Here is a 25,688-nt window from a genome sequence, read left to right on the forward strand (position 1 = left end):
CCATTCTATCAATAAAGAATGAGGATTCGCCCGCCACACCAGGGGGAGTGCATGGCTATTGCAGGCTTTTTGAGCAAGCGTTTAGTTTCGAGTTTTCTGGTAGTCAGTTCGGTATTTGTGGCAGGTCAATCGGCCGCAACCGCTGCAGACACGGTGGTGGCTACTCCTGCCCCTCAAGTCAAAATTTTCGACGAACTCCGTTTCGGTGCAAGCGGCTCCATCCAGAGCGGCAACGAGCACGAGAGCGGCGTATTCCCGGATGTCCAGGTACTCTTCAATCCGTTCGGCTATAATCCTACTGCCGACTGGAAGGATCAGCTAACCCATCCGCGTATTCACGTCGGCACATCGATCGGCACTTCAGGCTCCGCGACGCAGGTGTATGGTGGCCTCTCCTGGACGCTCACCCACAGCAACGGCATCTTCACCGAACTCGGCTTTGGCGGCACGGTGCACACTGGCAATCTGGACGATTGGAGAGAACACGGGCCGATGCTCGGCTGTCGCTTGCTCTTCCACGAATATGCCGGCCTCGGCTACAATTTCGACGACCACTGGAACGTGATGGCGCAGATCGCGCATTCGTCGCATGCCAATCTCTGTGACGGACCTAACGGTGGCATGACGCGCGCCGGCATCATGGTCGGCTACAAGTTCTGATCTCGCATGGCGGTCGGCGATGGCCGCGCGCTTGATTTCCCCAGCATCAATACCGGCGTGTTGTGAGCGCCGGTGATTTTCCTGTCGCACGACAGGTTGACTTGCGCTAAAGAGACCTCGATCCCCTGACCGGCCTTCAAACCCTTTCCAGGCAAGGACCCTCGAGCGCCCATGACCATTTCCAATTCGATCCAGATCACCCCCGAACTGATTGCCGCCCACGGCCTCAAGCCGGATGAATATCAGCGCATTCTGGATCTGATCGGCCGCGAGCCTTCCTTCACCGAGCTCGGCATCTTCTCGGCCATGTGGAACGAGCACTGCTCGTACAAATCCTCCAAGAAGTGGCTCCGCACCCTGCCGACCAAGGGACCGCGCGTCATCCAGGGTCCCGGCGAAAATGCCGGTGTCGTCGATATCGATGACGGCGACTGCGTCGTCTTCAAGATGGAGAGCCATAACCACCCGTCCTACATCGAGCCTTATCAGGGCGCTGCGACCGGCGTCGGCGGCATCCTTCGCGATGTCTTCACCATGGGCGCCCGCCCTGTTGCCGCCATGAACGCCCTGCGCTTCGGCGAGCCGGATCATCCGAAGACCCGCCACCTCGTCTCTGGCGTCGTTGCCGGCGTCGGCGGCTATGGCAATTCCTTCGGCGTCCCGACTGTCGGCGGCGAAGTCGAGTTCGATGCACGCTACAACGGCAATATTCTGGTCAACGCCTTCGCGGCCGGCCTTGCCAAGTCCAATGCGATTTTCCTGTCGGAGGCCAAGGGTGTCGGCCTGCCGGTCGTCTATCTCGGCGCCAAGACCGGCCGCGACGGTGTCGGCGGCGCGACCATGGCTTCGGCGGAATTCGACGAATCGATCGAGGAAAAGCGCCCGACCGTCCAGGTTGGCGACCCCTTCACCGAAAAGTGCCTGCTGGAAGCCTGCCTGGAACTGATGCAGACGGGCGCCGTCATCGCCATCCAGGACATGGGTGCGGCCGGCCTCACCTGCTCCGCTGTCGAAATGGGCGCCAAGGGCGACCTCGGCATCGAGCTCGATCTCGACAAGGTGCCGGTGCGCGAAGAGCAGATGACGGCCTATGAAATGATGCTGTCGGAAAGCCAGGAGCGCATGCTCATGGTGCTGCAGCCGGAAAAGGAGGCCGTCGCCAAGGCGATCTTCGTCAAGTGGGGCCTGGATTTCGCCATCGTCGGCAAGACGACCGACGACCTGCGTTTCCGCGTCATCCATCAGGGCGAGGAAGTCGCCAACCTGCCGATCAAGGATCTCGGCGATCAGGCGCCGGAATATGACCGCCCCTGGCGCGAATCCGACAAGCGCGCCGCCCTGCCCGCCGATCTCGTGGCAGCTCCCGAAGATTATGGCCAGGTACTGCTAAAGCTCGTTGGTTCCGCCAATCAGTCCAGCCGCCGCTGGGTCTACGAACAATACGACACGCTGATTCAGGGCAACTCGTTGCAACTGCCCGGCGGTGATGCCGGCGTCGTCCGCGTCGAAGGCCATCCGAGCAAGGCTCTCGCCTTCTCCTCCGACGTCACGCCGCGTTATGTCGAAGCCGATCCGTTCGAAGGCGGCAAGCAGGCGGTAGCGGAATGCTGGCGCAACATTACGGCAACCGGCGCCGAGCCGCTGGCCGCAACGGACAATCTGAACTTCGGCAACCCGGAAAAGCCCGAGATCATGGGCCAATTCGTCGGCGCAATTAAGGGTATCGGCGAAGCCTGCCGCGCGCTGGATTTCCCGATCGTTTCCGGCAACGTCTCGCTTTACAACGAAACCAACGGTGTCGCTATCCTGCCGACTCCGACCATTGCCGGCGTCGGCCTGCTGCCGGATTGGAAGGCGATGGCTCGCATCGGTTCCGCTTCGGAAGGCGATCATGTCGTCATGATCGGCCTCGACGGCAGCCATCTCGGCTCTTCGATCTATCTTCGCGATATCATCGGCTCGACCGACGGCCCGGCTCCGGAAGTCGATCTCTTTGCCGAACGCCGCAATGGCGATTTCATCCGCTCCGCCATCCGCAATGGTCAGGTCACGGCCTGCCACGACATCTCATCCGGCGGTCTCGCACTCGCCCTGGCAGAAATGGCGATGGCATCGGGCAAGGGCCTGCGCATCAACCTCAGCGAAGGGCGGACGCTACCGCATGCAGCACTTTTCGGGGAAGATCAGGCCCGCTACGTGATCGCGGTTCCGGCCGATGTCGCTGATTTCATCTGCATCAACGCAGAAAGTGCAGGCGTACCCTTCCGCCGTCTCGGTACGGTCGGCGGTGACGCGCTCGTTGTCGATGGGCTGTTAACGCTTCCGGTTGAACAGTTGCGCGAGGCGCATGAATCGTGGTTTCCTGCCTTCATGGACGGCAGCGCGCTCGCTGCCGCTGAATAATCGAGGTACCACTCATGCCCATGAACCCCGGCGACATCGAAGACATGATCAAGGCCGGCATTCCCGGCGCCAAGGTGACGATTCGCGACCTGGCCGGGGATGGCGATCATTACGCAGCCGAAGTTGTCGCGGAAGCCTTCCGCGGCAAGAGCCGCGTGCAGCAGCACCAGATGGTCTATGATGCCCTGAAGGGCAATATGGGCGGCGTGCTGCACGCCCTTGCGCTACAGACGTCAGCGCCCGACTGAGAGCGCCTGCGCCTCTTCGCCGGGGTTGAAGCTCAGCTCCGGCATTCTCTTCGGTGAGAATTCAGCGAAATCCGAGGCCGGCAGCGGACCGGCCGTCATCAGCGTGAAATCGAAGAATGCCCTTACATCGGGGCCGAGCACATATTGCCGGTGAACCCGCAGGAAATCGCGCTTGATCTTCTTGTAATGCTTCTCCGACAACATCTGCTTGAACCGCACGAAGAGGATCGAAGCCTGCCGGGCATCCTCATGTCCGCAAACGGCGGCGACCTTTGCCTTGTAAAAGTGGATCGCATCGGTCAGACAGTGCACGTCGAGCCAGAAGATCTCCTTGCAGCGCGCGATCAACCCCACGCGTGAGCGCAGCACCTGTGCCGGCCGCATGAGGGCGCATTGCAGGATAGCGCTGCCGAGCGTCGTAAACACCACGCGCTTGCCCTGCAGCAATTCCGGCTCGCGCTCAAGCAACAGGCCGACCACGTGAGCTGCCACGGATGAGCCCATGCTATGCGAGGAGATGACGAATTCTTCGACGTCGGGCTCATCCAAGGCTTGCCGGACGCTGATGGCGCTCGCTTCCAGCCATTGTTCGGCGCCGATTCCGTTCAACCCTGCCATCGCAACCGCCATCTCCCAGTCGGAGAAAAGGTGCAGAGTATGCAGCTTCTCGGCCTGTGGCAGGAAGACATAGACGAAGAAGAAGACCGCGAGCGCGATGCTGCCGATATGACTCCACGCCGGCAGCCCGAAGAGGAATGGCGTAAATGCGATCGACAGGCTGAGAATCAACCCTGCGAGCATCAGCAGAAAGGGAAAGATGAAGAACAGGCCGAAGCGCCACGCATGGCGGAAATAGCCGGTCATGCCGCCCGAAATGGCAACTCTTGCGGCAGCTAGATAGCCCTGCATGAGCCGCGTGAAGAATGGCCTGCCGTTCAGGACGGCGACCAGATCATTATGGTCGATGACATGAATGCGGCTTTGGGTATGCCAGCCCGCCGCCGTCGCCATGACGTCGAAGTACGGCGCCCGACCGAAATTCTTCAACTCATCTACGGAGACGGAAAAATCCCAGGCGGCGGCACTCTGCCGGGCTGAACGCTCATAGCGAGCCCGATGCGCGGCAGCATCCAGCGGCTCGAAGCCAGGGAAGTGGAGAACCACCCTCTTCTTGATAGGATTCATATTGTAGTCTGTCCCCGGGACGCCAGCATCAGCCATAAGAAGTGGAGATCGCCATGAACACACCCTGCCGGCTTTTTCATGGCAGACCGCAACAAATCATCCGAAAAACAAAAAGATAGGCACAAACGTTTACAACCATGTCAACCCGCATAACGGACGCACAATCGTCCCCGGCCGGCTTGCTCGCCGTGCCAAGGGGTAAAAACTCCACGGTTCCGACATGTCAGCACTCCCGGCCCGGATATGGGGAGACTTCAGCACAAGGGTCCACCGGCGGTGCCGCCATGATTTTCTCGACTATCGGCGGCATGGCTGGTTGCGGCGTCGGTGCGGTCGAGGCACGATAGCCGAAGGCCATGCTGAGAATGAGCACGATCGCACCCACGGTCACAGTGCTGTTTAGGATCGATGCCCGTGGCGTGCGCACATGCTCGTAATATTCCCGCTCGCCTTCACTCGTATCTTCAGAGCTATAAAATTCCCGCTCTTCACCAACCTGCCCGTCTGAATAGTGATGGTGGCTCATGGAGTCCGCTCCCTCAAAAATGCGAATGCAATGCTCACAAGGGACCGATACGCGCCAAACCGCATCAATCGACGAACTCTAACAAACATACCGACCGCTTGTAAATTAGATAGCAGCCTAATATTAATCATCCCTTGCTTCAAATTTATGTGTGTTGTTCAGACATGGAGTTGAAGGGGTATTTCCAAAACGCACTGTTCAGAAAATCTGGTCAATGAGCCATTTCCATCATCATCCTTAGCCATGGATACTGGAAGTCCATTCATGCGATGAAAAAGACGGCGCGTATGTTTTGCGGCTGGAAATCTTGTCGGCCGCTTGCTATTTAAGGAACAGATGTAACGCTGCGGATCTTGACCCCGCATGTGAAAGGAACTGGACAATGAGCGGCATTCAGGAATTCATCGCCAACGAAGTTAAGAACAACGACGTCGTTCTCTTCATGAAAGGCACGCCCCAGTTCCCGCAGTGTGGCTTCTCCGGCCAGGTGGTCCAGATTCTCGACTATATCGGTGTCGACTATAAGGGCATCAACGTGCTCGCCGACGCCGAGATTCGCCAGGGCATCAAGGACTACTCCAATTGGCCGACCATCCCGCAGCTTTATGTCAAGGGCGAGTTTATCGGCGGCTGTGATATCGTGCGCGAAATGTTCCAGGCGGGCGAGTTGCAGCAACACCTCCAGGAACACGGCATCAGCGTTCGCGGCGCCGCCTGACCGGGCACCGGGCTCCTCGTCCGGTTTCCATAGTTCAATTTGATCGATAAGGCGCTGCCACCGGGCGGCGCCTTGACATGTTTATGGGAATAAAACCGTGACGACTACATCCCAGGCTATGTCCCATGGGCAGTTGCCCATGGGCAAACGTGAGTTCATCGCACTCGCGGCCTTTCTGATGGCGATCAATTCGCTCGCAATAGACATCATGCTCCCCGCACTGCAGCAGATCGGCTCCAGCCTCGGCGTCATGAATGAGAATCACCGGCAATATGTGGTGACGGCCTATCTGATCGGCTTCGGCTCGGCGCAGCTTATCTACGGCCCTCTGTCGGATCGCTTCGGCCGCCGCAAGCCGCTCCTGGTCGGCATCATCATCTACGTGATTTCAGCATTCGGCATTGCCCTCATTCCATCCTTTGCGGGCTTGCTTGCGCTCCGTTTCATTCAGGGCCTCGGCTCGGCGGCAACCCGCGTCATCACCGTGTCCATCGTTCGCGACGTCTTCGGCGGCCGCCTGATGGCGGAGGTGATGTCGTTGATCATGATGGTCTTCATGATCGTCCCGGTCATCGCGCCGGGCAGCGGCCAGATCATCATGCTCGTCAGCACCTGGCACATGATCTTCGTCTTCATCGGCACCATGGCGACGCTCGTGGGTGCCTGGATGTATTTCCGGCTTCCCGAGACGCTAAAGCCTGAAAATATCCGTCCCCTCACCGTCAGGTCGGTTGCCTCCGGCTTCAAGATCGTTCTGACGGACCGGGTAGCGCTCTGTTACACCCTGGCGAGCACGTTCCTGTTCGGCGCGTTGTTCGGCTTCATCAATTCCGCCCAGCAGATCTACAACAATATCTACGGCCTCGGCGTCTATACGCCGCTGGCGTTCGGCGGCGTGGCCGCGTTCATGGCCCTGTCGTCCTTCGTCAACTCTCAGTTCGTCGGCCGGTTCGGCATGCGCCGGCTGTCGCACACGGCCCTGCTCGGCTTTGTCGCCATCACCTTCTGTTGGCTGCTGGTGCAGCTCTACGGGCCTGCGCCGATGCCGTTCCCGCTGTTCATGGTCTTTTTCGCACTGGCCATGTTCCAGTTCGGCTGGATCGGCTCCAACTTCAACTCTCTCGCGATGGAGCCTCTCGGCCACGTCGCCGGCACAGCATCCTCCGTACTCGGCTTCATGAGCACGGTCGGCGGCGCATCGATCGGCGCCTGCATCGGTCAGTTCTACAACGGCACGGCAACACCGATGGTCATCGGCTATTTCACCGTTTCCCTTATTGGTGTCGTCTTCGTGCTGATCGCTGAGAAGGGAAGGCTGTTCCGCCCACATAACGCACCGCCGCCGGCCGATCAGTCCCTCGCTTTACATTGACAGGCATATTCGAATGACAACCCCGCCTCAGTCCCAGCAGCCGGCCCAGCAGCCGGCGCAGTCCGGCTCCAGCCGCATCGGCCTTGGCATCGTGGAATTCATCCTCACGATCGCCCTGATGACGGCCAGCATCTCCATGGGCATCGACAGCATGCTGCCGGCACTGCCGAATATCGGCCAGTCGCTGAATGTCGCCAATCCGAATGACACCCAGCTCGTCATCGGCGTCTATTTCCTCGGCTTCGGCATCTGCCAGCTTTTCTTCGGCAGCCTGTCGGATACCTATGGCCGACGGTACATCCTTCTCGGTGGCCTGGCCTTCTATACGGTGACGCTCTTTGCCGCAGCGTGGAGCGGCAGCCTGTTTGCCCTGCTGGCGATGCGTTTTGCGCAGGGCGTCGGTGCTGCAGCCGTGCGTATCACCACGCTTGCTATCGTGCGCGATTGCTTCGGCGGCCGCGAAATGGCTCGCGTCATGTCCTATGTGATGATCGTCTTCATGATCATGCCGATGGTTGCGCCCTTCGTCGGCCAGATGATCGTCGCCTATTCGAACTGGCAGTGGATTTTCATCCTGCTCGGCATCGTCAGCGCCGGCCTTTTCCTGGTCGCCTTCTTCCGCATGAAAGAGACGCTGCCGGTTGAAGAGCGCCTGCCTCTCTCGGTCGCATCGGTTCTTTCCGGCTTCAAGACGGTGCTGACCAACCGCATCACCTGCGGTTACATGATCGGCCTGACGCTCTATACCGGCGTCATCTGCGCCTACATCGTCTCCGTGCAGCAGGTTTTCGGCGAGGTCTACGGTCTTGGGGACACGTTCCCGATCGCCTTTGCAGCAACGGCAGCCGGCACGGCCGTCGCACAGTTCGCCAATGGCTATTTCGTCCGCAGCTTTGGCATGCGCCGGATTTCCCACGCCGCCATGATCGTTTTCACCGTTTTGGGCGCCATCGGCTACATCGTCGGCATGTTCGGTCAGCCGAGCTTCACCTTCATTTACGTGCTGATCTCGGTGATGCTGATGATGTTCGCAGTGATCACCACCAACTGCATGGCGATCAGCTTGGAGCCTATGGGACACCTGGCGGGCACGGCAGCCGCCATCACCAGCTCGGTCTCCACCACGGTCGGCGTCCTGCTCGGCGGCATCGTCGGCCAGATGTTCGATGGCACGGCGCAGCCGCTGCTGGCCGGTTTCACGGTGTTCGGTCTGCTGTCGATCCTGGCGACGCTCTGGGCGGAGCGCGGCAAGCTCTTCACCCATCCCGGCGATACGCCGGCGCTGGAGCCTGGTATGGGTCACGTCTGAGCGACGTGACCTCCTTAAACACCGCTGCGCGGGCGACTGACCCAGCGCAGCGCAGCGGCAATTGCAAGGCCGAACAAGGGCCACATCGCCCAAGGCGTGCCGTGCCAGGTGAAAAGATTGATCATAACGATGCCGATGCCCGTGATGACAAGGCTGGCGATCGCCATATCGATCTGCCTGTTACTGCGAACATAGCGGAACGCCGCAACCCATAGAATGGCGAGTATGGGCCATTTCGCCCAGAACTCCCCGTGCCAGGTCAGTCCGTTGAGTATGGCAAGCCCGATACAGACGATAAGTGGCGCAGCGTAGCTCCGGCGCCAGTCCTGCAGCGCAGGCTCCTGCACCACAGGCTCGGGCGCCCGTGCGGAAGCCGGCTTCGGAGCCGAGTGATAATCGGATGTGGTATCGACAACCTGTACGCCACCGATCCGCACCGCATAGCTCGGCACGCCACCCTCGATATTCTTGACCTCGAGCTGGCCAAGGAAATCGAAGCCGACCGCCACCTTGTTGCGAACCTGGTCGTAGACGGTGTTGGAGATGACGATGCCGCCAGGCACGGCGCGCGATTGCAGCCGAGCAGCAATATTGACGCCGTCGCCATAGAGATCATCGCCATCCGCGATCACATCGCCGAGATTGAGGCCGATACGGAAGAGCATCTGCTTGTCGGGATCGGTTACGGCATTGTAGCCGGCAAGCTCATTCTGCGTGTCGATTGCAGCCCGCACGGCCTCGACGACGCTTGGAAACTCGGCGAAGACGCCATCGCCCCAGGTATTGATCACCCGGCCGCCATGCGCTTCGATCAGCCGCTTCATCGCGTCGCGATAACGGCGAAGGGTCGAAAGCGTCCCTTCCTCGTCCTTCCCCATGAGGCGCGTGTAGTCCTGCACATCGGCGCAGAAGATGGTGGTCAGCTTGCGGCTCGTCTCGGACATTTGTCTCATCCTCGCGGCAAGCGCCGACCAAGGCTCTTGCCTGTTGCAGCAAAGATAGCCCTCCAGCCGTTACTTTCCAAGGGGCCACGCCGGCAATCGTAGCGCGCGCGGCTCACCTCAGAGGGTAAAAACCTCGCGCCGCAGCAATTCCCAGGTGTCCTTGTCCACGGCGATCAGCAGCCCGCCATCGAGATGATGCGGCAGATAGGCGGAACCGTCAAAGCGGCGGACATAAGCGCCGGCTTCGGCTGATATCAGCGATCCCGCCAGATGATCCCAGGGCATCAGCTTGTTGTACATGAGATAGTGCACATAGCCGCCCGCGAGCGTGCGGTATTCATGCGCCGCGCAGCGATAGCAGGTCGTGTAGCGCACCTTGGCGAGATTACCCATGATCTCGGCGCGCTTTCCCTTGGGCAGGAAGCCGGTGGCCGCCATGCCGACCAGCTCTTCCAGCGCAACCGGCTGCCCTACCTTGAGACGCAACGTCTCGCCATCGGGCCGGCGCAGCCATGCACCGCTACCGCGCTCCGCCAGCACCCAGTCGTCGCCCATCGGATCGAAGATGATACCGGCGATGGTCTCTCCCTTCGAGACGACCGAGGCCATGACGCCGAACGCCGGAATGCCGGCGGCGAAATTGAATGTCCCGTCGACGGGGTCGACGATGATGGCAAGATCGGCGTCGGCAAGCTTCGTCAATAGCGACGGGTCAGCGGCAACCGATTCCTCGCCGATGAACAACGCTTCCGGCCAGAGCCGCGCAACCTCGGCCTTTATCATATGCTCGGCACGCTCATCGGCTTCCGTCACAAGGTCGGTCGCCTCGCTCTTGGCGCGGACATCGTCGCTGCCGAGCCTGCGGAAACGTGGCAGGATCTCCGTCTGTGCCGCGCGGCGCAGCACATGGGCAAGCGTGGTAACGTCAACGAGCGATGTCATGCTTTTTCCTTTCGCGTCAGGCGCCGATGATCTCGCGACGGATCATCCGCCAGCTTTCCTCATCCGGCGCAGAAATGATGCCGCCCGTCGTCTCGCCGGGTTTGTAGGGCGTACCGTCGAATTTGGCGGTATAGCCGCCTGCTTCCTGATGCGCCAGCACGCCGGCAAGATGATCCCAGGGCATCAGCTTGGAATGAGCGATGAAGTGCCACTTGCCTGAAGCCACCATCCAATATTCGTAAGCCGAGCAATTCACGGAGAAAACCATGCGGGTCCTGGACAGGTTGCCGCAGATGCGCGACCGATCCGGCTCGTCCATGTGACCCCAGGATATCGCACCCGTCATCGCGCTTAACGGCGCAGGTGCGGCAACGGCGAGCCGCCTCGCCTGCCCGGTTTGCCGGCGCAGGAAGGTGCCTCCGCCCTTTACGGCCGTCAAAGTGTCGCCGAGCACGGGATCATGGATGATGCTTGCGATCGTCTCGCCATTGGCGATGACGGCCACTATCGTCCCGAAGACCGGCAATCCCGCCGCGAAATTGAAAGTGCCATCCACCGGGTCGATGGTGAAAGCCAGTTCCGCACGCGTCAGCGCCGGCACGACGGACTTGTCGGTCTCATAGGCTTCTTCACCGACGATCAAGGCGTTTGGAAAACGTGCCTTCAGCGCCGTGGTGATGTGCCGTTCGGCCAGAAGATCAGCCTCGGTCACGAGGTCGATAGCCGACGTCTTTTCCGATATGTCGCCGGCGGCCAGATTGCGGAAGCGCGGCATGATTTCCTTTGACGCCGCTTCGGCAACGATCGTCATCACATAGTCGAAATCCGTATCGGAGAAGGTCATCGGAAGCCTCTGTTTTGAAAGGGCTTCCTCTTATGCCCGATTCGATGACATCGGTGTGGCAAAAGCGCTGAATTTAAGCGGGATCGCCGGAAGATCCCTGTGTCATCAAGCCAGCGAAATCGAACAGCTTGGGGTCGAGCAGGTGCGACGGGTTCACATGCGCCAGCGCGCGCAGCATCGTATCCTTGCGCCCCGGCATGCGCCGTTCGATATCGGCAAGCATGTCCTTCATCGCATTGCGCTGTAGCCCATCCTGCGAGCCACAGAGATCGCAGGGAATGATCGGAAACTGCATAGCCGTCGCAAACTTCGCAAGATCATCTTCCGCCGCATAGGCGAGCGGGCGCAGCAGCATCAGGTCGCCTTCGTCATTGAGCAGCTTCGCCGGCATGGAGGCCAGGCGGCCGCCGTGGAAGAAGTTCATGAAGAAGGTTTCGAGAATATCCTCGCGATGATGCCCTAGCACCAGCGCGTCGCAACCCTCCTCGCGGGCGATGCGATAGAGATTGCCGCGGCGCAGGCGCGAACAGAGCGAACAGTAGGTTGCGCCTTCCGGCACCTTCTCCTTCACGATCGAATAGGTGTCGCGATATTCGATGCGATGAGTGACGCCGATCTTCGTCAGATAGCCCGGCAGAACATGCTTTGGAAAATTCGGCTGGCCCTGATCGAGATTGCAGGCGACCAGCTCCACCGGCAGCAAACCGCGCCATTTGAGATCGAGGAGCAGCGCCAGCAGACCGTACGAATCCTTGCCGCCGGAAAGGCCGACGAGCCAGCGCTTCTGGCCCTTCAGCATCTGGAAATCATCCATAGCCTGACGCACCTGCCGCAGCAGGCGCTTGCGCAGCTTGTTGAAGGAGACGGATCGCGGCGCGTCGGAAAACATCGGATGCGCGGCAGAGCCGCCATCTTCAGCCTCTATATCGATTTCGTCATTCACCGTGGTCGCGATATTCATTCCGTCATTCCTTGCATCTCGCCACGCTGATAGCAGAAAGCGGCGCGAGAAGACATGGGTCTCAATCGCCGAACACCGACCAGCCGGTGCGGGCCGCCAGCATTTCCAGCGCTACCGCGCCAAGCTGGGAATTGCCGACCTTGTTCAAGCCCGGCGACCAGGCCGCAATCGAGCCGATGCCTGGCGCCACGGCGAGAATGCCGCCGCCGACACCGCTCTTGCCCGGCAGACCGACGTGATAGGCAAAATCGCCAGACCCATCATAATGGCCGCAGGTCAGCATCAGCGCATTGATACGCCGCGCGCGCTTCGGCGAGACCACGGAATGGCCCGTGATCGGATTGCTGCCGCGTGCAGCGAGATAGAGCCCCGCCTTGGCAAGCTGCTGGCAGCTCATCGCAAGCGCGCATTGATGGAAATAGACGCCGAGCACATGCTCGACCGGATGGTGGATGTTGCCATAGGCGCGCATGAAATTGGCGAGCGCGAAATTGCGATAGCCCGTCTGCGTCTCCGAACGCGCGACCTTGTCATCAATGCTGATCGTCTCATCGTCGGCCACATAGCGCACGAAGCGCAAAAGCTCGCCGATCGCCTCGCGCGGCTCGTGTCCCGCCAGCACGACGTCGCTGATCGCGATCGCGCCTGCATTGATGAAGGGATTGCGAGGAATACCCTCTTCGCGCTCCAGCTGGACGATGGAATTGAAGGCCGTACCGGACGGTTCGCGTCCCACCCGATTCCAAAGGCTTTCCCCGATCTTGCCGAGCGCGAGCGTCAGCATGAAGACCTTGGAGATACTCTGGATGGAAAAGGGAACCGCGGCGTCGCCGACGCTGTAGACATCGCCGCCGACCGTGGCGATCGCCATGCCGAACTGTTGCGGATCGACTTTTGCCAGTTCGGGAATGTAATCGGCAACCTTGCCTTCACCGATACGTGGCGAAAGCTCCGCATGAATGCCATCGAGAATGGCCTGCAAATCCGTCATGAGGCGCTCCAAAGACAAAAAAGCCGCTCGAACCGAGCGGCTTTTCATTCATCAAGAAAGTTATCCGCTTATTAACGCGAATAGAATTCGACGACCAGATGCGGTTCCATGACGACGGCGTACGGCACGTCGGCGAGAGCCGGGATGCGAGCGAAGGTCGCAACCATCTTGTTGTGGTCGGCTTCGATGTAGTCCGGAACGTCGCGCTCAGCGAGCGAAACGGCTTCCAAAACCGTTACGAGCTGCTTGGACTTTTCGCGAACTTCGATAACGTCGCCAGCCTTGCAGCGGTACGAACCGACGTTGACGCGAACGCCGTTGACCGTGACGTGGCCATGGTTGACGAACTGACGGGCAGCGAAGACGGTCGGAACGAACTTGGCGCGGTAGACGATCGCGTCGAGGCGCGATTCGAGCAAGCCGATCAGGTTTTCCGAGGTGTCGCCCTTGCGACGGTCAGCTTCAGCGAAGATGGCGCGGAACTGCTTCTCGCGCAGGTCGCCGTAGTAGCCCTTCAGCTTCTGCTTGGCGCGCAGCTGCACGCCGAAGTCGGAGAGCTTGCCCTTGCGGCGCTGGCCGTGCTGGCCCGGGCCGTATTCGCGACGGTTAACCGGGGACTTCGGACGGCCCCAGATGTTTTCGCCCATACGGCGGTCAATTTTGTACTTGGACGATTCGCGCTTGCTCATCGCATTTCCTTTCAAACGTTGCCGCGGCCCGTTGCCGAACCGCGAAGGAAACACGCCCTCCTCTGAACTCCGTTTTCGAGCTCTGACAGGCTTCTCACATTAGCGAACGGAGAAAGCCACGGGACATGTCAAATGAAACACCGGACATTTCTGCCCGGCGTTGGCGCGGTCTGTAAGGGGTTGTCATGGAATTGTCAACAGCGCCAAGCGCTCTTGCATAAGAATACGACGGCTATTCCGCCGCCGCCTGCTCGCCGGCATCGAGATCGGGCGCATTGGCATCGCCAGGTGCGGTCTGAGACCCCATATCCGGGAAGGCAACGATACGCTTGCCCGAGAAATCCGTGTGGACGACGACGCTGCCCTGCTCCTCGAAATAGCTCAGCAGACGCCGCGCGCGACGGGCGGAATGCGTGCCGTAGGCGCGGGCGATACGGGCATCGGAAGGGCACGGCTCGCCGCTGATCGCCGCCTTGGCAAGCATCAGGAAGACGCCCTGCAGATCGTCGGTAACGCTGGTGGAAAGCGAGAGCGCTGTTGCCCATTGCTCCGTTGCCATCACCTCCTCGTCAGCACCAGAGCGGGCGATCGCCACGCGTCGGCGGAACTCCGAAAGGCTCATCGGCGCCCCGGGAACGCGGCGCATGCGCAAACGTACGAGAAACTCCTGATAAAGCACCGAATCCGTGCGGAAGCCCGAGGCCGGATCATCGAGGATTTCGGAAAGCACCGCGCTCACCCTCACCTCGCGATCCTCGCTCGATAGTTCCGGCTGGCTGACCTTTGGTTCTGTCGGCGCCGGGCTCGCGGCTGGCACGGAACGGGAAAGTTCTGCCAGAATATCGGTCGTCGGGCGCGGTGCCGGCGTGGTACGGCGGACAGCGGCGCGCGTAAACTCTTCCGGATCCGGCGTGAAAATCAGATCCTCGACATCCTGCGGCGCATCCGGCAGCGGCATCAGCTTCGGGCTGGAAGAGCGCGCAGAGGTTTCGACCGTGCCGATGGTGATCGGCAACGGCCGGCGCGAGAGTGCCGGCCCGAGCGCTACGAAATTACCGCGCTTCAGGTCGCGGAACATTTCCGCCTGCCTGCGGTCCATGCCGAGCAGATCGGCGGCGCGGGCCATGTCGATATCGAGGAAGGTGCGGCCCATCAGGAAGTTGGAGGCTTCCGCCGCAACATTCTTGGCGAGCTTCGCCAGGCGCTGCGTGGCGATGACGCCGGCAAGACCACGCTTTCGGCCACGGCACATCAGATTGGTCATGGCGCCAAGCGACATCTTGCGCGCATCTTCCGAGACGTCGCCCGCGACCGAGGGCGCGAACATCTGCGCCTCGTCGACCACGACCAGCACCGGATACCAGAATTCGCGATCGGCATCGAACATACCATTGAGGAAGGCGGCGGCGGCGCGCATCTGCTGCTCGATATCGAGCCCCTCTAGCGTCAGCACGCAGGAAACGCGATGCTGGCGGATACGGTTGGCAATGCCGGCGAGTTCCGCCTCCGTGCGCTCGCCATCGACAACCACATGCCCGAACTTGTCGGCCAGCGTGACGAAATCGCCTTCGGGATCGATGATAACCTGCTGCACCCACTGCGCGGACTGCTCCAGCAGCCGCCGCAGCAGATGAGACTTACCGGAGCCGGAATTGCCCTGGACCAGGAGACGCGTCGCCAGCAGCTCCTCGATATCGAGCTGGGCGCTGGTCCCGCCGGACGCCGTTCCCATGTCGATGCCGACCTGCAATGCACTTCCCCTATGAGCAAGAATCAAATGTGGATGCGCCCCATCTTTCTGAAAGGACGCGTCTCCGTCTAGCAAAGATTTCCAAGCTTCGCGCCCGTGGATTGAAAAAACCCACAGGCGATTGCAGATGTCAGCGGAACCGCAGGTTTGCCCGCGAGAGCTGGCTGACCGAAGTGCAGCCCATCAGCTTCATGTCGCGCTCGACTTCGGTACGCAGATGCCTAAGCGCCCGCTCCACACCCGCCTGACCGGCAGCAGCCAGCGGATAGAGATAGAAACGGCCGAGACCGACGGCCTTCGCACCGAGCGACAGGGCCTTCAGCACATGCGTGCCGCGCTGAACGCCCCCATCCATCATCACGTCGATACGATGACCGACAGCGTCGACGATCTCGGCCAGCTGATCGAACGCGGAGCGCGAGCCGTCCAGCTGGCGGCCGCCATGGTTCGACAACACAATGCCGGTGCAGCCGATGTCGACGGCGCGCTTGGCGTCTTCGACCGACATGATGCCCTTGAGGCAGAACTGACCGTTCCAGTGCTTCACCATCTCGGCGACGTCGTTCCAGTTCATCGACGGATCGAGCATCTCGGTGAAATACTTGCCGATCGACATCGCACCGCCGCTCATATCCACATGCTCGTCGAGCTGCGGCAGGCGGAACTTCTCGTGCGTCACATAGTTCAGCGCCCATGCCGGCTTGATGGCGAACTGGGTGAGGCCTGCGAGATTGAGCTTGAACGGGATGGAAAATCCGGTGCGAAGATCGCGCTCGCGATTGCCGCCGGTAATGCTGTCGACCGTCAGCATCATCGCGTTGACGCCGGCTTCCTTCGCCCGCTCCATCATCGCGCGGTTCAGGCCGCGATCCTTATGGAAATAGAATTGGTAGACCTGCGGCCCCGCGTGCTTCTTGCGGATTTCCTCCAGGCTGACAGTGCCGAGCGAGGAGACGCCGAACATCGTTCCAAGCGAGGAGGCTGCTGCCGCCACCGCATTCTCGCCCTGGTGATGGAACAGCCGCTGCAGCGCCGTCGGCGAGCAGTAGAAGGGGGTCGCGAGCTTTTGTCCCATGACGGTGACAGACATATCTATCTCGCTGACACCGCGCAGGACGTTGGGAACGAGATCGCAGCTTTCGAAGCTCGACGTGTTCCGCCGCAGCGTCACTTCGTCGTCGGCAGCGCCATCGATATAATTGAAGATCGGGCCGGGAAGACGCTTTTTCGCGAGAAGGCGAAAATCATGGAAGTTGTGGCACTCACGCAAGCGCATGGCTGACCTCGGCATTCTCAAAAGACATCAACTATCGAACTCCCAATAAGCGGCCATTCAGCTCGGCTTCAACTAAAGCCGGTGCAGGCGTGCCTCCCATTTGTAAAGCAGATCCGGCTCCTTCTCCTCATTGCCTGCCCCGTCCGACTCGTCAACCACGAAGAAGCCGTGCTTTTCGTAAAAGCGGCGCGCTGGCTCATTTCTCTGGAATGACCAGAGCGACAGCACCGGATAGGTCGATTTGGCAATATCGAGCAGACGGCTACCGATACCGCGCCCCTGCGCCTCGGGCAGGACGTAAAGCTGGTCAATCCAGTCCTCAAGAAAGGCAATGACGCCGACGAGACGCCCGCCCTCTTCCGCACCCCAGATCTCGCAATCCTTGTAGACGACGGCGGTCCAGAAGCCGACATCCTCTTCCGGCGTATGAACCCCGGCAAGCGTCGGCAGCCTTTCGTTGAAGGACGCGCGATGGACGGCCGCAGCCGCAGGCATGTCCGCGAGATCGAGTTTACGCAATGAAATCTTGTCAGTCATTCATCAAGCCTTGAGCCCAAAACCCTGCATCAGCCGGCGGGTGGGAAAATCCGGCGCACCCGAGGTGAACACCGCAAAGTCGAGATTATCGGGATGAACGGCATCGGCCGCCTGCGGCACCAGGCTGCGGGCACGCCTCGCGATCGCCTCGGCTGGATCCAGCCAATCGACCGGCCAGGGCGCAAGCCTGCGGAAAATATTGGCCATGAACGGATAATGCGTGCAGGCAAGCACCACGATGTCGGTCTTGCGGCCGTCCATCTCGACAAAGCACTGCTCGATCTCGGTCATGATAGCCTCATCGTCGACGACATCGCCACGAATATAGGCTTCCGCAAGACGGGCGAGGTTCTGTGATCCGACAAGCCGAACATGGCATTGCGTGGCGAAGGACTGGATTAGGTCGCGGGTGTACGCGCGTTTGACCGTGCCCGGGGTCGCAAGCACCGATACCAGGCCGGAGCGGGTCCGCTCGGCGGCCGGCTTGATCGCCGGCACGGTACCGACGAATGTCATCTGGGGAAAAGCGGCGCGCAGAGCGGCGCCGGCCAGCGTGAAAGCCGTGTTGCAAGCGATGATGCAGACTTCCGGATCATATTTCACCAGCAGTTTCGCGAAGAGATCAACGATGCGCTCCTTCAGCGCCGCTTCTTCCCAACTGCCGTAGGGGAAACCGGCATCGTCGGCGATGTAGATGAAACCGCGTTCCGGCATCAGCACCCGCGCTTCTCTAAGCACGGTCAAACCGCCGATCCCTGAATCGAAAACAAGGACCGGTTTCAGCTCATTCGCCGTTGCTGTCATCGCTGGTGGTTTCCTTGGGTGCTTTAACGGATCTGGGATGCGAACCGCTGCCGCGCGGAGACTTCCGCGTGAAGCGGTCGAGAGACGAGATCACCCCGCGAAGAACGCTGATTTCCTGTTCGGTAAACGCCCGGCGCGAGAGGACAGCTCGGAGATTGTCGACCATTTTCGGCTTTTTCCCGGCAGGATGGAAATAATTGCGCGCATCCAGCGCCTCTTCGAGCTGGTCGAAGAGACCGAAAAGCTGATCCTTCGTCGATGGCCGCTGCTCGATCGCCTGGAAAGGTACCTCGGCAACATCCCCCATGTCCGACTTCATCCATTCATAGGACATCAACAGCACCGCCTGCGCGATGTTCAGCGATGCGAAGGCCGGATTGACCGGGAAAGTCACGATCTCGTCGGCCAGCGCCACTTCCTCATTCGTCAAGCCCCAACGCTCGCGCCCGAAAAGAATACCGGTGCCCTCACCCGCCTTGAACTTTGTACGAAGGGTCTCAGCCGCGACGACAGGCGACCGCACAGGCTTGTAGCCATCACGCTCGCGCGCCGTCGTCGCATAGACGAAATTGAGATCCGCGATCGCCTGCTCCAGCGTGTCGTAGACCTTCGTCGCCTCGATGATGTGATCTGCCTTCGAAGCGGTTGCCTGCGCCCTTTCGTTCGGCCAGCCATCGCGCGGATTGACAAGGCGCAACTCGACAAGCCCGAAATTCGCCATGGCACGCGCCACCATGCCGATATTCTCGCCCATCTGCGGCTCGACGAGAATGATGGCCGGCCCTTCGGCCAGAAGTGGACGTTCGCTGTTCGTGCCTGCCATGATGCCTAAATCTCCGCGCGCGAACCCTGTCGCACCAGTTACGGGTGGCAATAGCGAGACACCGGCCGATCGGCAAGGTTTTTACGCATAAGCCGCGGAATGAAGCGCGCCCAATTTATTGCGGGTTGGCCGGCTTCTGCTGGTCCGAGGGCTGCTGCGTCTGGTCTGTCGGCTGTTGCTGCTGCTGTTTGACGAGATCCTGCATGACGCTCTTGAGCGAGCTCGGATTGCCGTTGTCATCATTGGTGATGATATCGTCGACGACGAGCTTTCCGCCTTCTTGGATGACTTCGAAGCGAACCGTCGTCGTCTTCTGATAGTCTGCATCCGAGCCCATGCAGGTGGATTTCTTGAAGGTCGCCAGCACCTCGGTCACATTGTTCGTGGGCGGCTGGGCGGCGATCTTCACATCCTCCAGCGGACAGGCATCCTGCGCACTGACGATCACGTCATAGTCGAAAGGCGAGATACCGTCCTCGTCGGCAGCGGGAAACTGCGCGGCCGCCTGATATTTTGCCCCGAAATCCTTGCTGTAGATATCCTTCAGCTTGCTCTCGTCGAAGATATCCTGCCAGTCGCTGTCGCCGCCCGCCCAGTTCGAGACGGTCGCATCCATGATGGCCTTGACCGGCGTCGTCGCATCGGCAGCGAGCGCCATATGCGCGCCAAGCGAGAACTGAAAAAGCGTAAGGACAAAAGCGGAGGCGGCAAATTTCTGCATGACGTGATTCCATGACATGGGGCAACGGGCAAAACCTGCGCGACATTAGACCCGTGGACTGCTTTGGCAATGGCCCGATCGCAAAAAGCGGGTGATGTCGTGAATGATCAAAAACGCGACGCGCGAGGCTCTATCGGCTTTGCGTTCCGTCCTTGCGGTGCTATAGCCCTCGGGACTTCCTATTACCCACAGGACCATCCGGTCCCATCAGCTTAAACGAGGCAGAAGCATGAAGAAGATCAAGGTCGCAAATCCCGTTGCCGATCTCGATGGCGACGAAATGACTCGCATCATCTGGCAGCTCATCAAAGAAAAACTGATCTTCCCCTACCTCGACATCGACATCGACTACTACGATCTCTCGGTCGAAAACCGCGACGCCACCAACGACCAGGTGACCGTCGATGCCGCCAATGCCATCAAGAAGTACGGCGTCGGCATCAAATGCGCCACGATCACGCCGGACGAAGCCCGCGTGAAGGAGTTCAACCTCAAGGAAATGTGGAAGAGCCCGAACGGCACGATCCGCAACATCCTCGGCGGCGTCATCTTCCGCGAACCGATCATCTGCAAGAACGTTCCGCGCCTGGTTCCAGGCTGGACGCAGCCGATCGTTGTCGGCCGTCACGCTTTCGGCGACCAGTATCGCGCCACCGACTTCAAGTTCCCCGGCAAGGGCAAGCTGACCATCAAGTTCGTCGGCGAAGACGGCACGGTCATCGAGAAGGAAGTCTTCAACGCTCCGGGCGCAGGCGTTGCCATGGCCATGTACAACCTCGACGAGTCGATCCGCGAATTCGCGCGCGCCTCGATGATGTACGGCTTGATGCGCAAGTGGCCGGTCTACCTGTCGACCAAGAACACCATCCTCAAGGCCTATGACGGTCGCTTCAAGGACATCTTCGAAGAAGTCTATCAGAACGAGTTCAAGGCTCAGTTCGACGAAGCCGGCATCACCTATGAACACCGCCTGATCGACGACATGGTCGCTTCCGCCTTGAAGTGGTCCGGCGGCTACGTCTGGGCCTGCAAGAACTACGACGGTGACGTCCAGTCCGACACGGTTGCCCAGGGCTTCGGCTCGCTCGGCCTGATGACCTCCGTTCTCTTGACGCCGGATGGCAAGACGGTCGAAGCCGAAGCCGCGCACGGCACGGTGACCCGTCACTACCGCCAGCACCAGAAGGGCCAGGAAACCTCGACAAACTCGATCGCCTCGATCTTCGCCTGGACCCGTGGCCTCGCTCATCGCGCCAAGCTCGACGACAATGCCGAACTGGCAAAGTTCGCGTCCACGCTGGAAAAGGTCTGCGTCGACACCGTCGAAGCCGGCTATATGACCAAGGATCTGGCGCTGCTGATCGGCCCCGATCAGCCGTGGCTCTCGACCACCGCCTTCCTCGACAAGATCGACGAAAACCTCAAGAAGGCCATGGCTGCATAAGCCTTGCTGTCATCTGGACATACGAAAACCCGGCCTCAGCGCCGGGTTTTCTTTTGCCCGGAATCTTGCCGCCGGGGCTAACCAGTGGCAACAATGCGCGCAACAAAAGGGAGAGAGACAGATGGCCGAGGAACTCGTTTTCTATACCAATCCGATGTCGCGCGGACGCATCGCCCGCTGGATGCTCGAGGAGATCGGCCAGCCCTACCGCACCGAGTACCTCGACTACGGCACGACGATGAAGGCGCCGGAATATCTGGCGGTCAACCCCATGGGCAAGGTGCCGGCCATCAAGCATGGCGATACCGTCGTCACCGAAGGCGCCGCCATCTGCGCCTATCTTGCGGAAACCTTCCCGCAGGCGGGGCTTGCCCCGACGGCGGCCGAGCGTGGCCGCTATTTCCGCTGGATGTTCTTTGCAGCCGGGCCGTTCGAGATGGCCATCACTAATCGCGCCCTCGGCTTCGAAGTCCCACCGGAACGCCTGCGCATGGCTGGCTGTGGCAGCTTCGCGAATGTGCTTGACGCCATGGAGCACGCGGTCACGACCTCGCCCTTCATCGCCGGCGACCGTTTTACTGCCGCCGACGTCTATGTCGGTTCGCATGTCGGCTACGGCCTCAATTTCGGAACGATCGAAAAGCGACCGGCCTTCATCGATTACTGGAGCCGGGTCAGCGACCGCGACGCCTATCGCCGCGGCAACGAGATCGACAATGCGGCTATGCCGAAGCCGGCTAATGCCTGAAAATTCAGGACATTAGAAGAAAGCCTTCGATCGAAACGACATGCCGTTATGTCAGCGGCATATAGATGTCGGTCAATAGCTCCGTCGGCGGCACGTCGCGCGGATTGTTGATATATTCTTCGAACATGACGGTATCGCGCAGTTGCCGCCCAGAAGCCGGCAGCCATTGCGCATAGAGCCATTGATAGGCCTTGTGCATGTTTGCATAGGGCCCCTTGTGGCGCAGCACGGCATATTCGCCGCCCTCAAGCGAGCGTCTTTCCAGAGGCGCATCGGCAGCGACGGTCTCGCCGGCGGTGACGCAGGCGTAGGAGCGCAGCTTGTCCGCCTCAACGACATCGGGATCGTCGAGATAGATGCCGATCATGCGCATATCGGGGGCTGCAAGCCTGCGGGCAAAGATCGTGCCGAAGAGTGTTTCGAAAGCCTGGCCGATCTGCATATAGGAGCCGCGATGGGCGACACCGATCAGTGACATCGGGGAAATGGTGCGAAGCGTAACGTCGAACATGACCGTGATCCTTCCTTGGGTGCTGGGTTCGAAGATCGTATGGCTTCCCTCATTCCGATATCGCGCCGGCGGCATGCCGTAGACGGATCTGAAGATGCGGTTGAACGACTGGAGGTTGGGATAGCCCGACCGCTTTGCAATGTCGCCGACGGATAGACGGGTGTTGACGAGATCGCCGGCGGCACGATGCAGCCGCAGCCGCTTGACGGTCGCCGCTGCCGTCTCGCCATAGATCACCCGATAGATCCTGTGCCAGTGATAGCTGGACATGCAGGCGATTTCGGCGAGCTTTTCCATATCGAGTTCATCATCCAGATGCTCATGGATATAGGCCGAAACTCGCCGCAACCGGGTCTCGTAAAGCGTCCACGCCGTTCCACCACTCATGTCAAACCCCTTGCAAATCGATCGGCCCGACAAGAGCATAACCCGATTTGACAAATCCTGCGGAGTTGTCCGGACAAAAGAAAATGGCGGACACCGAAGCATCCGCCATTCTTGATTACCAATCGGAAATCAACGCCTTAGCCGGCAAGTGCCGCAGCAATGGCCTCGATAGCTTCATCAGCTTTGGCGCCATCCGGGCCGCCGGCCTGGGCCATGTCGGGACGACCGCCACCGCCCTTGCCGCCGAGAGCAGCCGAGGCGACGCGAACGAGGTCAACGGCACTGAAACGACCTGTCAGGTCTTCGGTAACAGCGACGACGGCGCTAGCCTTGCCATCTTCCGACACGCCGATCAGCGCGACGACGCCCGAGCCGAGACTTACCTTGGCTTCATCCGCCAACCCCTTGAGATCCTTGGGATCGACGCCGGAAACAGGCTTGCCGAGGAATTTGACGCCATTGACCTCCCGGACAGCATCAGCCGAGCCGCCCTGGCCGCCGCCCATAGCAAGCTTGCGCTTGGCATCCGCCAATTCGCGCTCCAGCTTACGGCGTTCGTCCATCAGCGCTTCAACGCGCGAGACGACATCGGCCGCCTGCACCTTCAGTGTCGAGGCAAGGCTCTTCACGCGGTCGTCCTGCTCGGCAAGATAATCACGCGCGGATTCACCGGTCACGGCTTCGATACGGCGCACGCCGGCGCCGACGGCACTTTCGCCGAGGATGCGTACGAGGCCGATCTGGCCCGTAGCGGAGACATGCGTGCCGCCGCAAAGCTCGACCGAATAGGGCTTGCCGGATTTGGCACCACGCACACCCTGCCCCATCGACACCACGCGGACTTCGTCGCCATACTTTTCGCCGAACAGCGCCATCGCGCCTTCCGCGATCGCATCGTCGACACTCATGAGGCGGGTCGTGACCGGAGAATTCTGCAGAACGATCTCGTTCGCCATCTCCTCGACAACCTTCAACTCCTCTGCCGACATGGGCTTCGGATGAGAGACGTCGAAACGCAGGCGCTCGGGCGCAACCAGCGAGCCCTTCTGGGCGACATGGGTACCGAGCACTTCGCGGAGAGCTTCGTGCAGCAGGTGGGTGGCGGAGTGGTTGGCGCGCAGGCGCGAGCGCCTGTTATGATCGACCGTCAGCACGACAGCGTCGCCGACCTTGATCTTGCCTTCCGACACTTCCGAGCTGTGAACGAAAAGGCCCTCGCCCTTCTTCTGCGTGTCACCGACGGTGAGCTTGCCGTGATCGCTCGCAATCATGCCGGTATCGCCCATCTGGCCACCGGATTCGCCGTAGAACGGCGTCTGATTGACGACGATCTGCACCTTGTCGCCGGCAGAGGCGCTTTCGACGGCAACGCCGTCCTTGACGATCGCCTGGATGACGCCTTCGGCCGTTTCCGTGTCGTAGCCGAGGAATTCGGTCGCTCCGAGCTTTTCCTTGAGCTCGAACCAGATGGTCTCGGTCGCCTTGTCGCCGGAACCGGTCCAATGCGAGCGCGCCTCGGCCTTCTGGCGCTCCATGGCATCGGTGAAGCTGGAGATGTCGACGCCGATGCCGCGGGCACGCAGCGCGTCCTGCGTCAGGTCCAACGGGAAGCCATAGGTGTCGTAGAGCTTGAAGGCGGTCTCGCCGTCCAGGCTGTCACCCTTGTGCAGGTCCGAAGTGGCATCGTTGAGCAGCGAAAGGCCACGCTCCAGCGTCTTGCGGAAACGGGTCTCTTCGAGCTTCAGTGTCTCGGAGGTCAGCGCCTCGGCGCGCACCAGCTCCGGATAGGCGCGGCCCATCTGCTGGATCAGCGCCGGCAGCAGCTTCCACATCAACGGTTCCTTGGCACCGAGCAGCTGTGCGTGGCGCATGGCACGGCGCATGATGCGGCGAAGCACATAGCCGCGCCCTTCGTTCGACGGCAGGACACCGTCAGCGATCAGGAAGGCGGAGGAGCGCAGATGATCGGCGATGACGCGGTGGCTGGCGCGATGCTCGCCCTCGGCCTTGACGCCCGTTGCCTCTTCCGAGGCTTCGATCAGCGCGCGGAACAGGTCGATATCGTAGTTGTCATGCTTGCCCTGCAGCACGGCGGCAACGCGCTCGAGACCCATGCCGGTGTCGATCGACGGACGCGGCAGGTCGACGCGCTGTTCCTTGGTGATCTGCTCGAACTGCATGAAGACGAGATTCCAGATCTCGATAAAGCGATCACCGTCTTCCTCCGGAGAGCCGGGAGGGCCGCCCCAGATGTGATCGCCGTGATCGTAGAAGATTTCAGAACAGGGACCGCACGGGCCGGTGTCACCCATCGCCCAGAAATTGTCGCTGGTGGCGATGCGGATGATCCGATCGTCGGAAAGGCCGGCGATCTTCTTCCACAGATTAAAGGCGTCGTCGTCGGTATGATAGACCGTGACCAGCAGGCGCTTGGCATCGAGGCCGAATTCCTTGGTGATCAGGTTCCAGGCAAGCTCGATAGCGCGTTCCTTGAAGTAATCGCCAAAGGAGAAGTTGCCAAGCATTTCAAAGAAGGTGTGATGGCGCGCGGTATAACCGACATTATCAAGGTCGTTATGCTTGCCGCCGGCGCGAACGCATTTCTGCGCCGTCGAAGCCGTCGTATAGGGACGCTGCTCCAGGCCGGTGAACACGTTCTTGAATTGCACCATACCGGCATTGGTGAACATCAATGTCGGATCGTTGCGCGGCACCAGCGGGCTCGACGGCACGATCTCGTGGCCGTTTTTCTTAAAATAGTCGAGGAAGGTCGACCGGATTTCATTCACACCGCTCATAGGGGGCCCTTCAGTCCTGCGCTCAGCAACTTGCGTCAAAGTCAGAGGCTTTTATCGTTCGCTCCCGGCGCTGTCCAGCCGCACGAACAAAACCGGC

General features: G+C 60.4%; 24 protein-coding genes. 8 read left to right on the top strand and 16 right to left on the bottom strand.

Annotated elements, in window-relative coordinates:
- The first annotated feature begins 51 nt into the window (after positions 1-51).
- The 3 genes from GA0061100_RS00300 (at position 52) to GA0061100_RS00315 (ending at position 3,311) form a co-directional block, all read left to right on the top strand.
- Complete coding sequence (locus GA0061100_RS00300) at positions 52-660, top strand: acyloxyacyl hydrolase (protein ID WP_075850635.1); 609 nt, start codon at positions 52-54, stop codon at positions 658-660.
- Positions 661-831: 171 nt separating this feature from the next.
- Positions 832-3,063 carry a phosphoribosylformylglycinamidine synthase subunit PurL gene (purL, locus tag GA0061100_RS00310; protein WP_075850637.1) on the top strand — a complete coding sequence of 744 codons (2,232 nt, stop codon included), beginning with the start codon at positions 832-834 and terminating at the stop codon, positions 3,061-3,063.
- Between the two features lie 14 nt (positions 3,064-3,077).
- A complete protein-coding gene (locus tag GA0061100_RS00315) occupies positions 3,078-3,311 on the top strand; it encodes a BolA family protein (RefSeq protein WP_004108912.1) in 234 nt (77 codons plus the stop codon).
- On the opposite strand, the gene GA0061100_RS00320 is transcribed toward GA0061100_RS00315, so the two are convergent.
- A complete protein-coding gene (locus tag GA0061100_RS00320; RefSeq protein WP_075851824.1) occupies positions 3,297-4,496 on the bottom strand; it encodes a hypothetical protein in 1,200 nt (399 codons plus the stop codon). The two genes, GA0061100_RS00315 and GA0061100_RS00320, sit on opposite strands and share 15 nt — an antisense overlap.
- 223 nt (positions 4,497-4,719) lie before the next feature.
- Positions 4,720-5,022 (bottom strand): hypothetical protein, encoded by a 303-nt coding sequence (locus GA0061100_RS00325; RefSeq protein ID WP_075850638.1) that lies wholly within the window; start codon positions 5,020-5,022, stop codon positions 4,720-4,722.
- A 382-nt stretch (positions 5,023-5,404) separates the two neighbouring features.
- Here GA0061100_RS00325 and grxD point away from each other — a divergent pair, with 382 nt between their 5' ends.
- From grxD to GA0061100_RS00340, 3 genes are all read left to right on the top strand, one after another.
- Complete coding sequence (gene grxD, locus GA0061100_RS00330) at positions 5,405-5,740, top strand: Grx4 family monothiol glutaredoxin (protein WP_047633128.1); 336 nt, start codon at positions 5,405-5,407, stop codon at positions 5,738-5,740.
- A 139-nt stretch (positions 5,741-5,879) separates the two neighbouring features.
- Positions 5,880-7,112 (top strand): multidrug effflux MFS transporter, encoded by a 1,233-nt coding sequence (locus GA0061100_RS00335; protein ID WP_075850639.1) that lies wholly within the window; start codon positions 5,880-5,882, stop codon positions 7,110-7,112.
- A 13-nt stretch (positions 7,113-7,125) separates the two neighbouring features.
- Positions 7,126-8,421 (top strand): multidrug effflux MFS transporter, encoded by a 1,296-nt coding sequence (locus tag GA0061100_RS00340; RefSeq protein WP_075850640.1) that lies wholly within the window; start codon positions 7,126-7,128, stop codon positions 8,419-8,421.
- A gap of 14 nt (positions 8,422-8,435) precedes the next feature.
- Here the strand turns inward: GA0061100_RS00340 and GA0061100_RS00345 are convergent, their stop codons facing one another.
- The 12 genes from GA0061100_RS00345 to GA0061100_RS00400 form a co-directional block, all read right to left on the bottom strand.
- Positions 8,436-9,365 (bottom strand): adenylate/guanylate cyclase domain-containing protein, encoded by a 930-nt coding sequence (locus GA0061100_RS00345; RefSeq protein WP_075850641.1) that lies wholly within the window; start codon positions 9,363-9,365, stop codon positions 8,436-8,438.
- A gap of 117 nt (positions 9,366-9,482) precedes the next feature.
- On the bottom strand, positions 9,483-10,307 hold the full coding sequence (locus GA0061100_RS00350; protein ID WP_075850642.1) for an inositol monophosphatase family protein: 825 nt from the start codon (positions 10,305-10,307) through the stop codon (positions 9,483-9,485).
- A gap of 16 nt (positions 10,308-10,323) precedes the next feature.
- Positions 10,324-11,151: an inositol monophosphatase family protein gene (locus GA0061100_RS00355; protein WP_075850643.1), complete on the bottom strand. Its 828-nt coding sequence runs from the start codon at positions 11,149-11,151 to the stop codon at positions 10,324-10,326.
- A 73-nt stretch (positions 11,152-11,224) separates the two neighbouring features.
- A complete protein-coding gene (ttcA, locus tag GA0061100_RS00360) occupies positions 11,225-12,112 on the bottom strand; it encodes a tRNA 2-thiocytidine(32) synthetase TtcA (protein ID WP_075850644.1) in 888 nt (295 codons plus the stop codon).
- A 61-nt stretch (positions 12,113-12,173) separates the two neighbouring features.
- Positions 12,174-13,103 (bottom strand): glutaminase, encoded by a 930-nt coding sequence (locus GA0061100_RS00365; RefSeq protein ID WP_075850645.1) that lies wholly within the window; start codon positions 13,101-13,103, stop codon positions 12,174-12,176.
- Between the two features lie 71 nt (positions 13,104-13,174).
- A complete protein-coding gene (gene rpsD / locus GA0061100_RS00370; protein ID WP_075850646.1) occupies positions 13,175-13,792 on the bottom strand; it encodes a 30S ribosomal protein S4 in 618 nt (205 codons plus the stop codon).
- A gap of 232 nt (positions 13,793-14,024) precedes the next feature.
- A complete protein-coding gene (locus GA0061100_RS00375; protein WP_075850647.1) occupies positions 14,025-15,542 on the bottom strand; it encodes a helicase HerA domain-containing protein in 1,518 nt (505 codons plus the stop codon).
- 130 nt (positions 15,543-15,672) lie between these two features.
- Positions 15,673-16,818 carry an alpha-hydroxy acid oxidase gene (locus tag GA0061100_RS00380; RefSeq protein ID WP_075850648.1) on the bottom strand — a complete coding sequence of 382 codons (1,146 nt, stop codon included), beginning with the start codon at positions 16,816-16,818 and terminating at the stop codon, positions 15,673-15,675.
- A gap of 72 nt (positions 16,819-16,890) precedes the next feature.
- Positions 16,891-17,355 (bottom strand): GNAT family N-acetyltransferase, encoded by a 465-nt coding sequence (locus tag GA0061100_RS00385; protein WP_075850649.1) that lies wholly within the window; start codon positions 17,353-17,355, stop codon positions 16,891-16,893.
- Positions 17,356-17,358: 3 nt separating this feature from the next.
- Positions 17,359-18,159 (bottom strand): glutamate racemase, encoded by an 801-nt coding sequence (gene murI, locus GA0061100_RS00390; protein WP_075850650.1) that lies wholly within the window; start codon positions 18,157-18,159, stop codon positions 17,359-17,361.
- Positions 18,140-18,982, bottom strand: coding sequence for an RNA methyltransferase (locus GA0061100_RS00395; RefSeq protein ID WP_075850651.1), 843 nt, complete (start codon positions 18,980-18,982; stop codon positions 18,140-18,142). The genes murI and GA0061100_RS00395 overlap by 20 nt, the downstream gene beginning before the upstream one ends.
- 115 nt (positions 18,983-19,097) lie before the next feature.
- The gene (locus tag GA0061100_RS00400; protein ID WP_075850652.1) at positions 19,098-19,703 is read right to left on the bottom strand and encodes a hypothetical protein; all 606 of its coding nucleotides are present in this window, start codon (positions 19,701-19,703) and stop codon (positions 19,098-19,100) included.
- Between the two features lie 229 nt (positions 19,704-19,932).
- On the opposite strand from GA0061100_RS00400, the gene GA0061100_RS00405 reads away from it, so the two are divergent.
- Together GA0061100_RS00405 and GA0061100_RS00410 are read left to right on the top strand one after the other, a co-directional pair.
- Positions 19,933-21,147: an NADP-dependent isocitrate dehydrogenase gene (locus GA0061100_RS00405; RefSeq protein ID WP_004108975.1), complete on the top strand. Its 1,215-nt coding sequence runs from the start codon at positions 19,933-19,935 to the stop codon at positions 21,145-21,147.
- 121 nt (positions 21,148-21,268) lie between these two features.
- Entirely contained in the window at positions 21,269-21,895 is a 627-nt protein-coding gene (locus tag GA0061100_RS00410) for a glutathione S-transferase family protein (RefSeq protein ID WP_075850653.1), read from the top strand.
- Between the two features lie 46 nt (positions 21,896-21,941).
- On the opposite strand, the gene GA0061100_RS00415 is transcribed toward GA0061100_RS00410, so the two are convergent.
- Together GA0061100_RS00415 and alaS are read right to left on the bottom strand one after the other, a co-directional pair.
- The gene (locus GA0061100_RS00415) at positions 21,942-22,793 is read right to left on the bottom strand and encodes an AraC family transcriptional regulator (protein ID WP_075850654.1); all 852 of its coding nucleotides are present in this window, start codon (positions 22,791-22,793) and stop codon (positions 21,942-21,944) included.
- Between the two features lie 137 nt (positions 22,794-22,930).
- Positions 22,931-25,591: an alanine--tRNA ligase gene (gene alaS, locus GA0061100_RS00420; protein WP_075850655.1), complete on the bottom strand. Its 2,661-nt coding sequence runs from the start codon at positions 25,589-25,591 to the stop codon at positions 22,931-22,933.
- Between the last annotated feature and the right edge of the window lie 97 nt (positions 25,592-25,688).

It is taken from the genome of Martinezella hainanensis (assembly GCF_900094555.1).
GTDB lineage: Bacteria > Pseudomonadota > Alphaproteobacteria > Rhizobiales > Rhizobiaceae > Rhizobium > Rhizobium hainanense.

Coding starts and splice junctions, on each gene's coding strand:
- GA0061100_RS00300 (WP_075850635.1), top strand. CDS start 52: ATGGCTATTGCAGGCTTTTTGAGCAAGCGTTTAGTTTCGAGTTTTCTG.
- purL (WP_075850637.1), top strand. CDS start 832: ATGACCATTTCCAATTCGATCCAGATCACCCCCGAACTGATTGCCGCC.
- GA0061100_RS00315 (WP_004108912.1), top strand. CDS start 3,078: ATGCCCATGAACCCCGGCGACATCGAAGACATGATCAAGGCCGGCATT.
- GA0061100_RS00320 (WP_075851824.1), bottom strand. CDS start 4,496: ATGAATCCTATCAAGAAGAGGGTGGTTCTCCACTTCCCTGGCTTCGAG.
- GA0061100_RS00325 (WP_075850638.1), bottom strand. CDS start 5,022: ATGAGCCACCATCACTATTCAGACGGGCAGGTTGGTGAAGAGCGGGAA.
- grxD (WP_047633128.1), top strand. CDS start 5,405: ATGAGCGGCATTCAGGAATTCATCGCCAACGAAGTTAAGAACAACGAC.
- GA0061100_RS00335 (WP_075850639.1), top strand. CDS start 5,880: ATGGGCAAACGTGAGTTCATCGCACTCGCGGCCTTTCTGATGGCGATC.
- GA0061100_RS00340 (WP_075850640.1), top strand. CDS start 7,126: ATGACAACCCCGCCTCAGTCCCAGCAGCCGGCCCAGCAGCCGGCGCAG.
- GA0061100_RS00345 (WP_075850641.1), bottom strand. CDS start 9,365: ATGTCCGAGACGAGCCGCAAGCTGACCACCATCTTCTGCGCCGATGTG.
- GA0061100_RS00350 (WP_075850642.1), bottom strand. CDS start 10,307: ATGACATCGCTCGTTGACGTTACCACGCTTGCCCATGTGCTGCGCCGC.
- GA0061100_RS00355 (WP_075850643.1), bottom strand. CDS start 11,151: ATGACCTTCTCCGATACGGATTTCGACTATGTGATGACGATCGTTGCC.
- ttcA (WP_075850644.1), bottom strand. CDS start 12,112: ATGAATATCGCGACCACGGTGAATGACGAAATCGATATAGAGGCTGAA.
- GA0061100_RS00365 (WP_075850645.1), bottom strand. CDS start 13,103: ATGACGGATTTGCAGGCCATTCTCGATGGCATTCATGCGGAGCTTTCG.
- rpsD (WP_075850646.1), bottom strand. CDS start 13,792: ATGAGCAAGCGCGAATCGTCCAAGTACAAAATTGACCGCCGTATGGGC.
- GA0061100_RS00380 (WP_075850648.1), bottom strand. CDS start 16,818: ATGCGCTTGCGTGAGTGCCACAACTTCCATGATTTTCGCCTTCTCGCG.
- GA0061100_RS00385 (WP_075850649.1), bottom strand. CDS start 17,355: ATGACTGACAAGATTTCATTGCGTAAACTCGATCTCGCGGACATGCCT.
- murI (WP_075850650.1), bottom strand. CDS start 18,159: ATGACAGCAACGGCGAATGAGCTGAAACCGGTCCTTGTTTTCGATTCA.
- GA0061100_RS00395 (WP_075850651.1), bottom strand. CDS start 18,982: ATGGCAGGCACGAACAGCGAACGTCCACTTCTGGCCGAAGGGCCGGCC.
- GA0061100_RS00400 (WP_075850652.1), bottom strand. CDS start 19,703: ATGCAGAAATTTGCCGCCTCCGCTTTTGTCCTTACGCTTTTTCAGTTC.
- GA0061100_RS00405 (WP_004108975.1), top strand. CDS start 19,933: ATGAAGAAGATCAAGGTCGCAAATCCCGTTGCCGATCTCGATGGCGAC.
- GA0061100_RS00410 (WP_075850653.1), top strand. CDS start 21,269: ATGGCCGAGGAACTCGTTTTCTATACCAATCCGATGTCGCGCGGACGC.
- GA0061100_RS00415 (WP_075850654.1), bottom strand. CDS start 22,793: ATGAGTGGTGGAACGGCGTGGACGCTTTACGAGACCCGGTTGCGGCGA.
- alaS (WP_075850655.1), bottom strand. CDS start 25,591: ATGAGCGGTGTGAATGAAATCCGGTCGACCTTCCTCGACTATTTTAAG.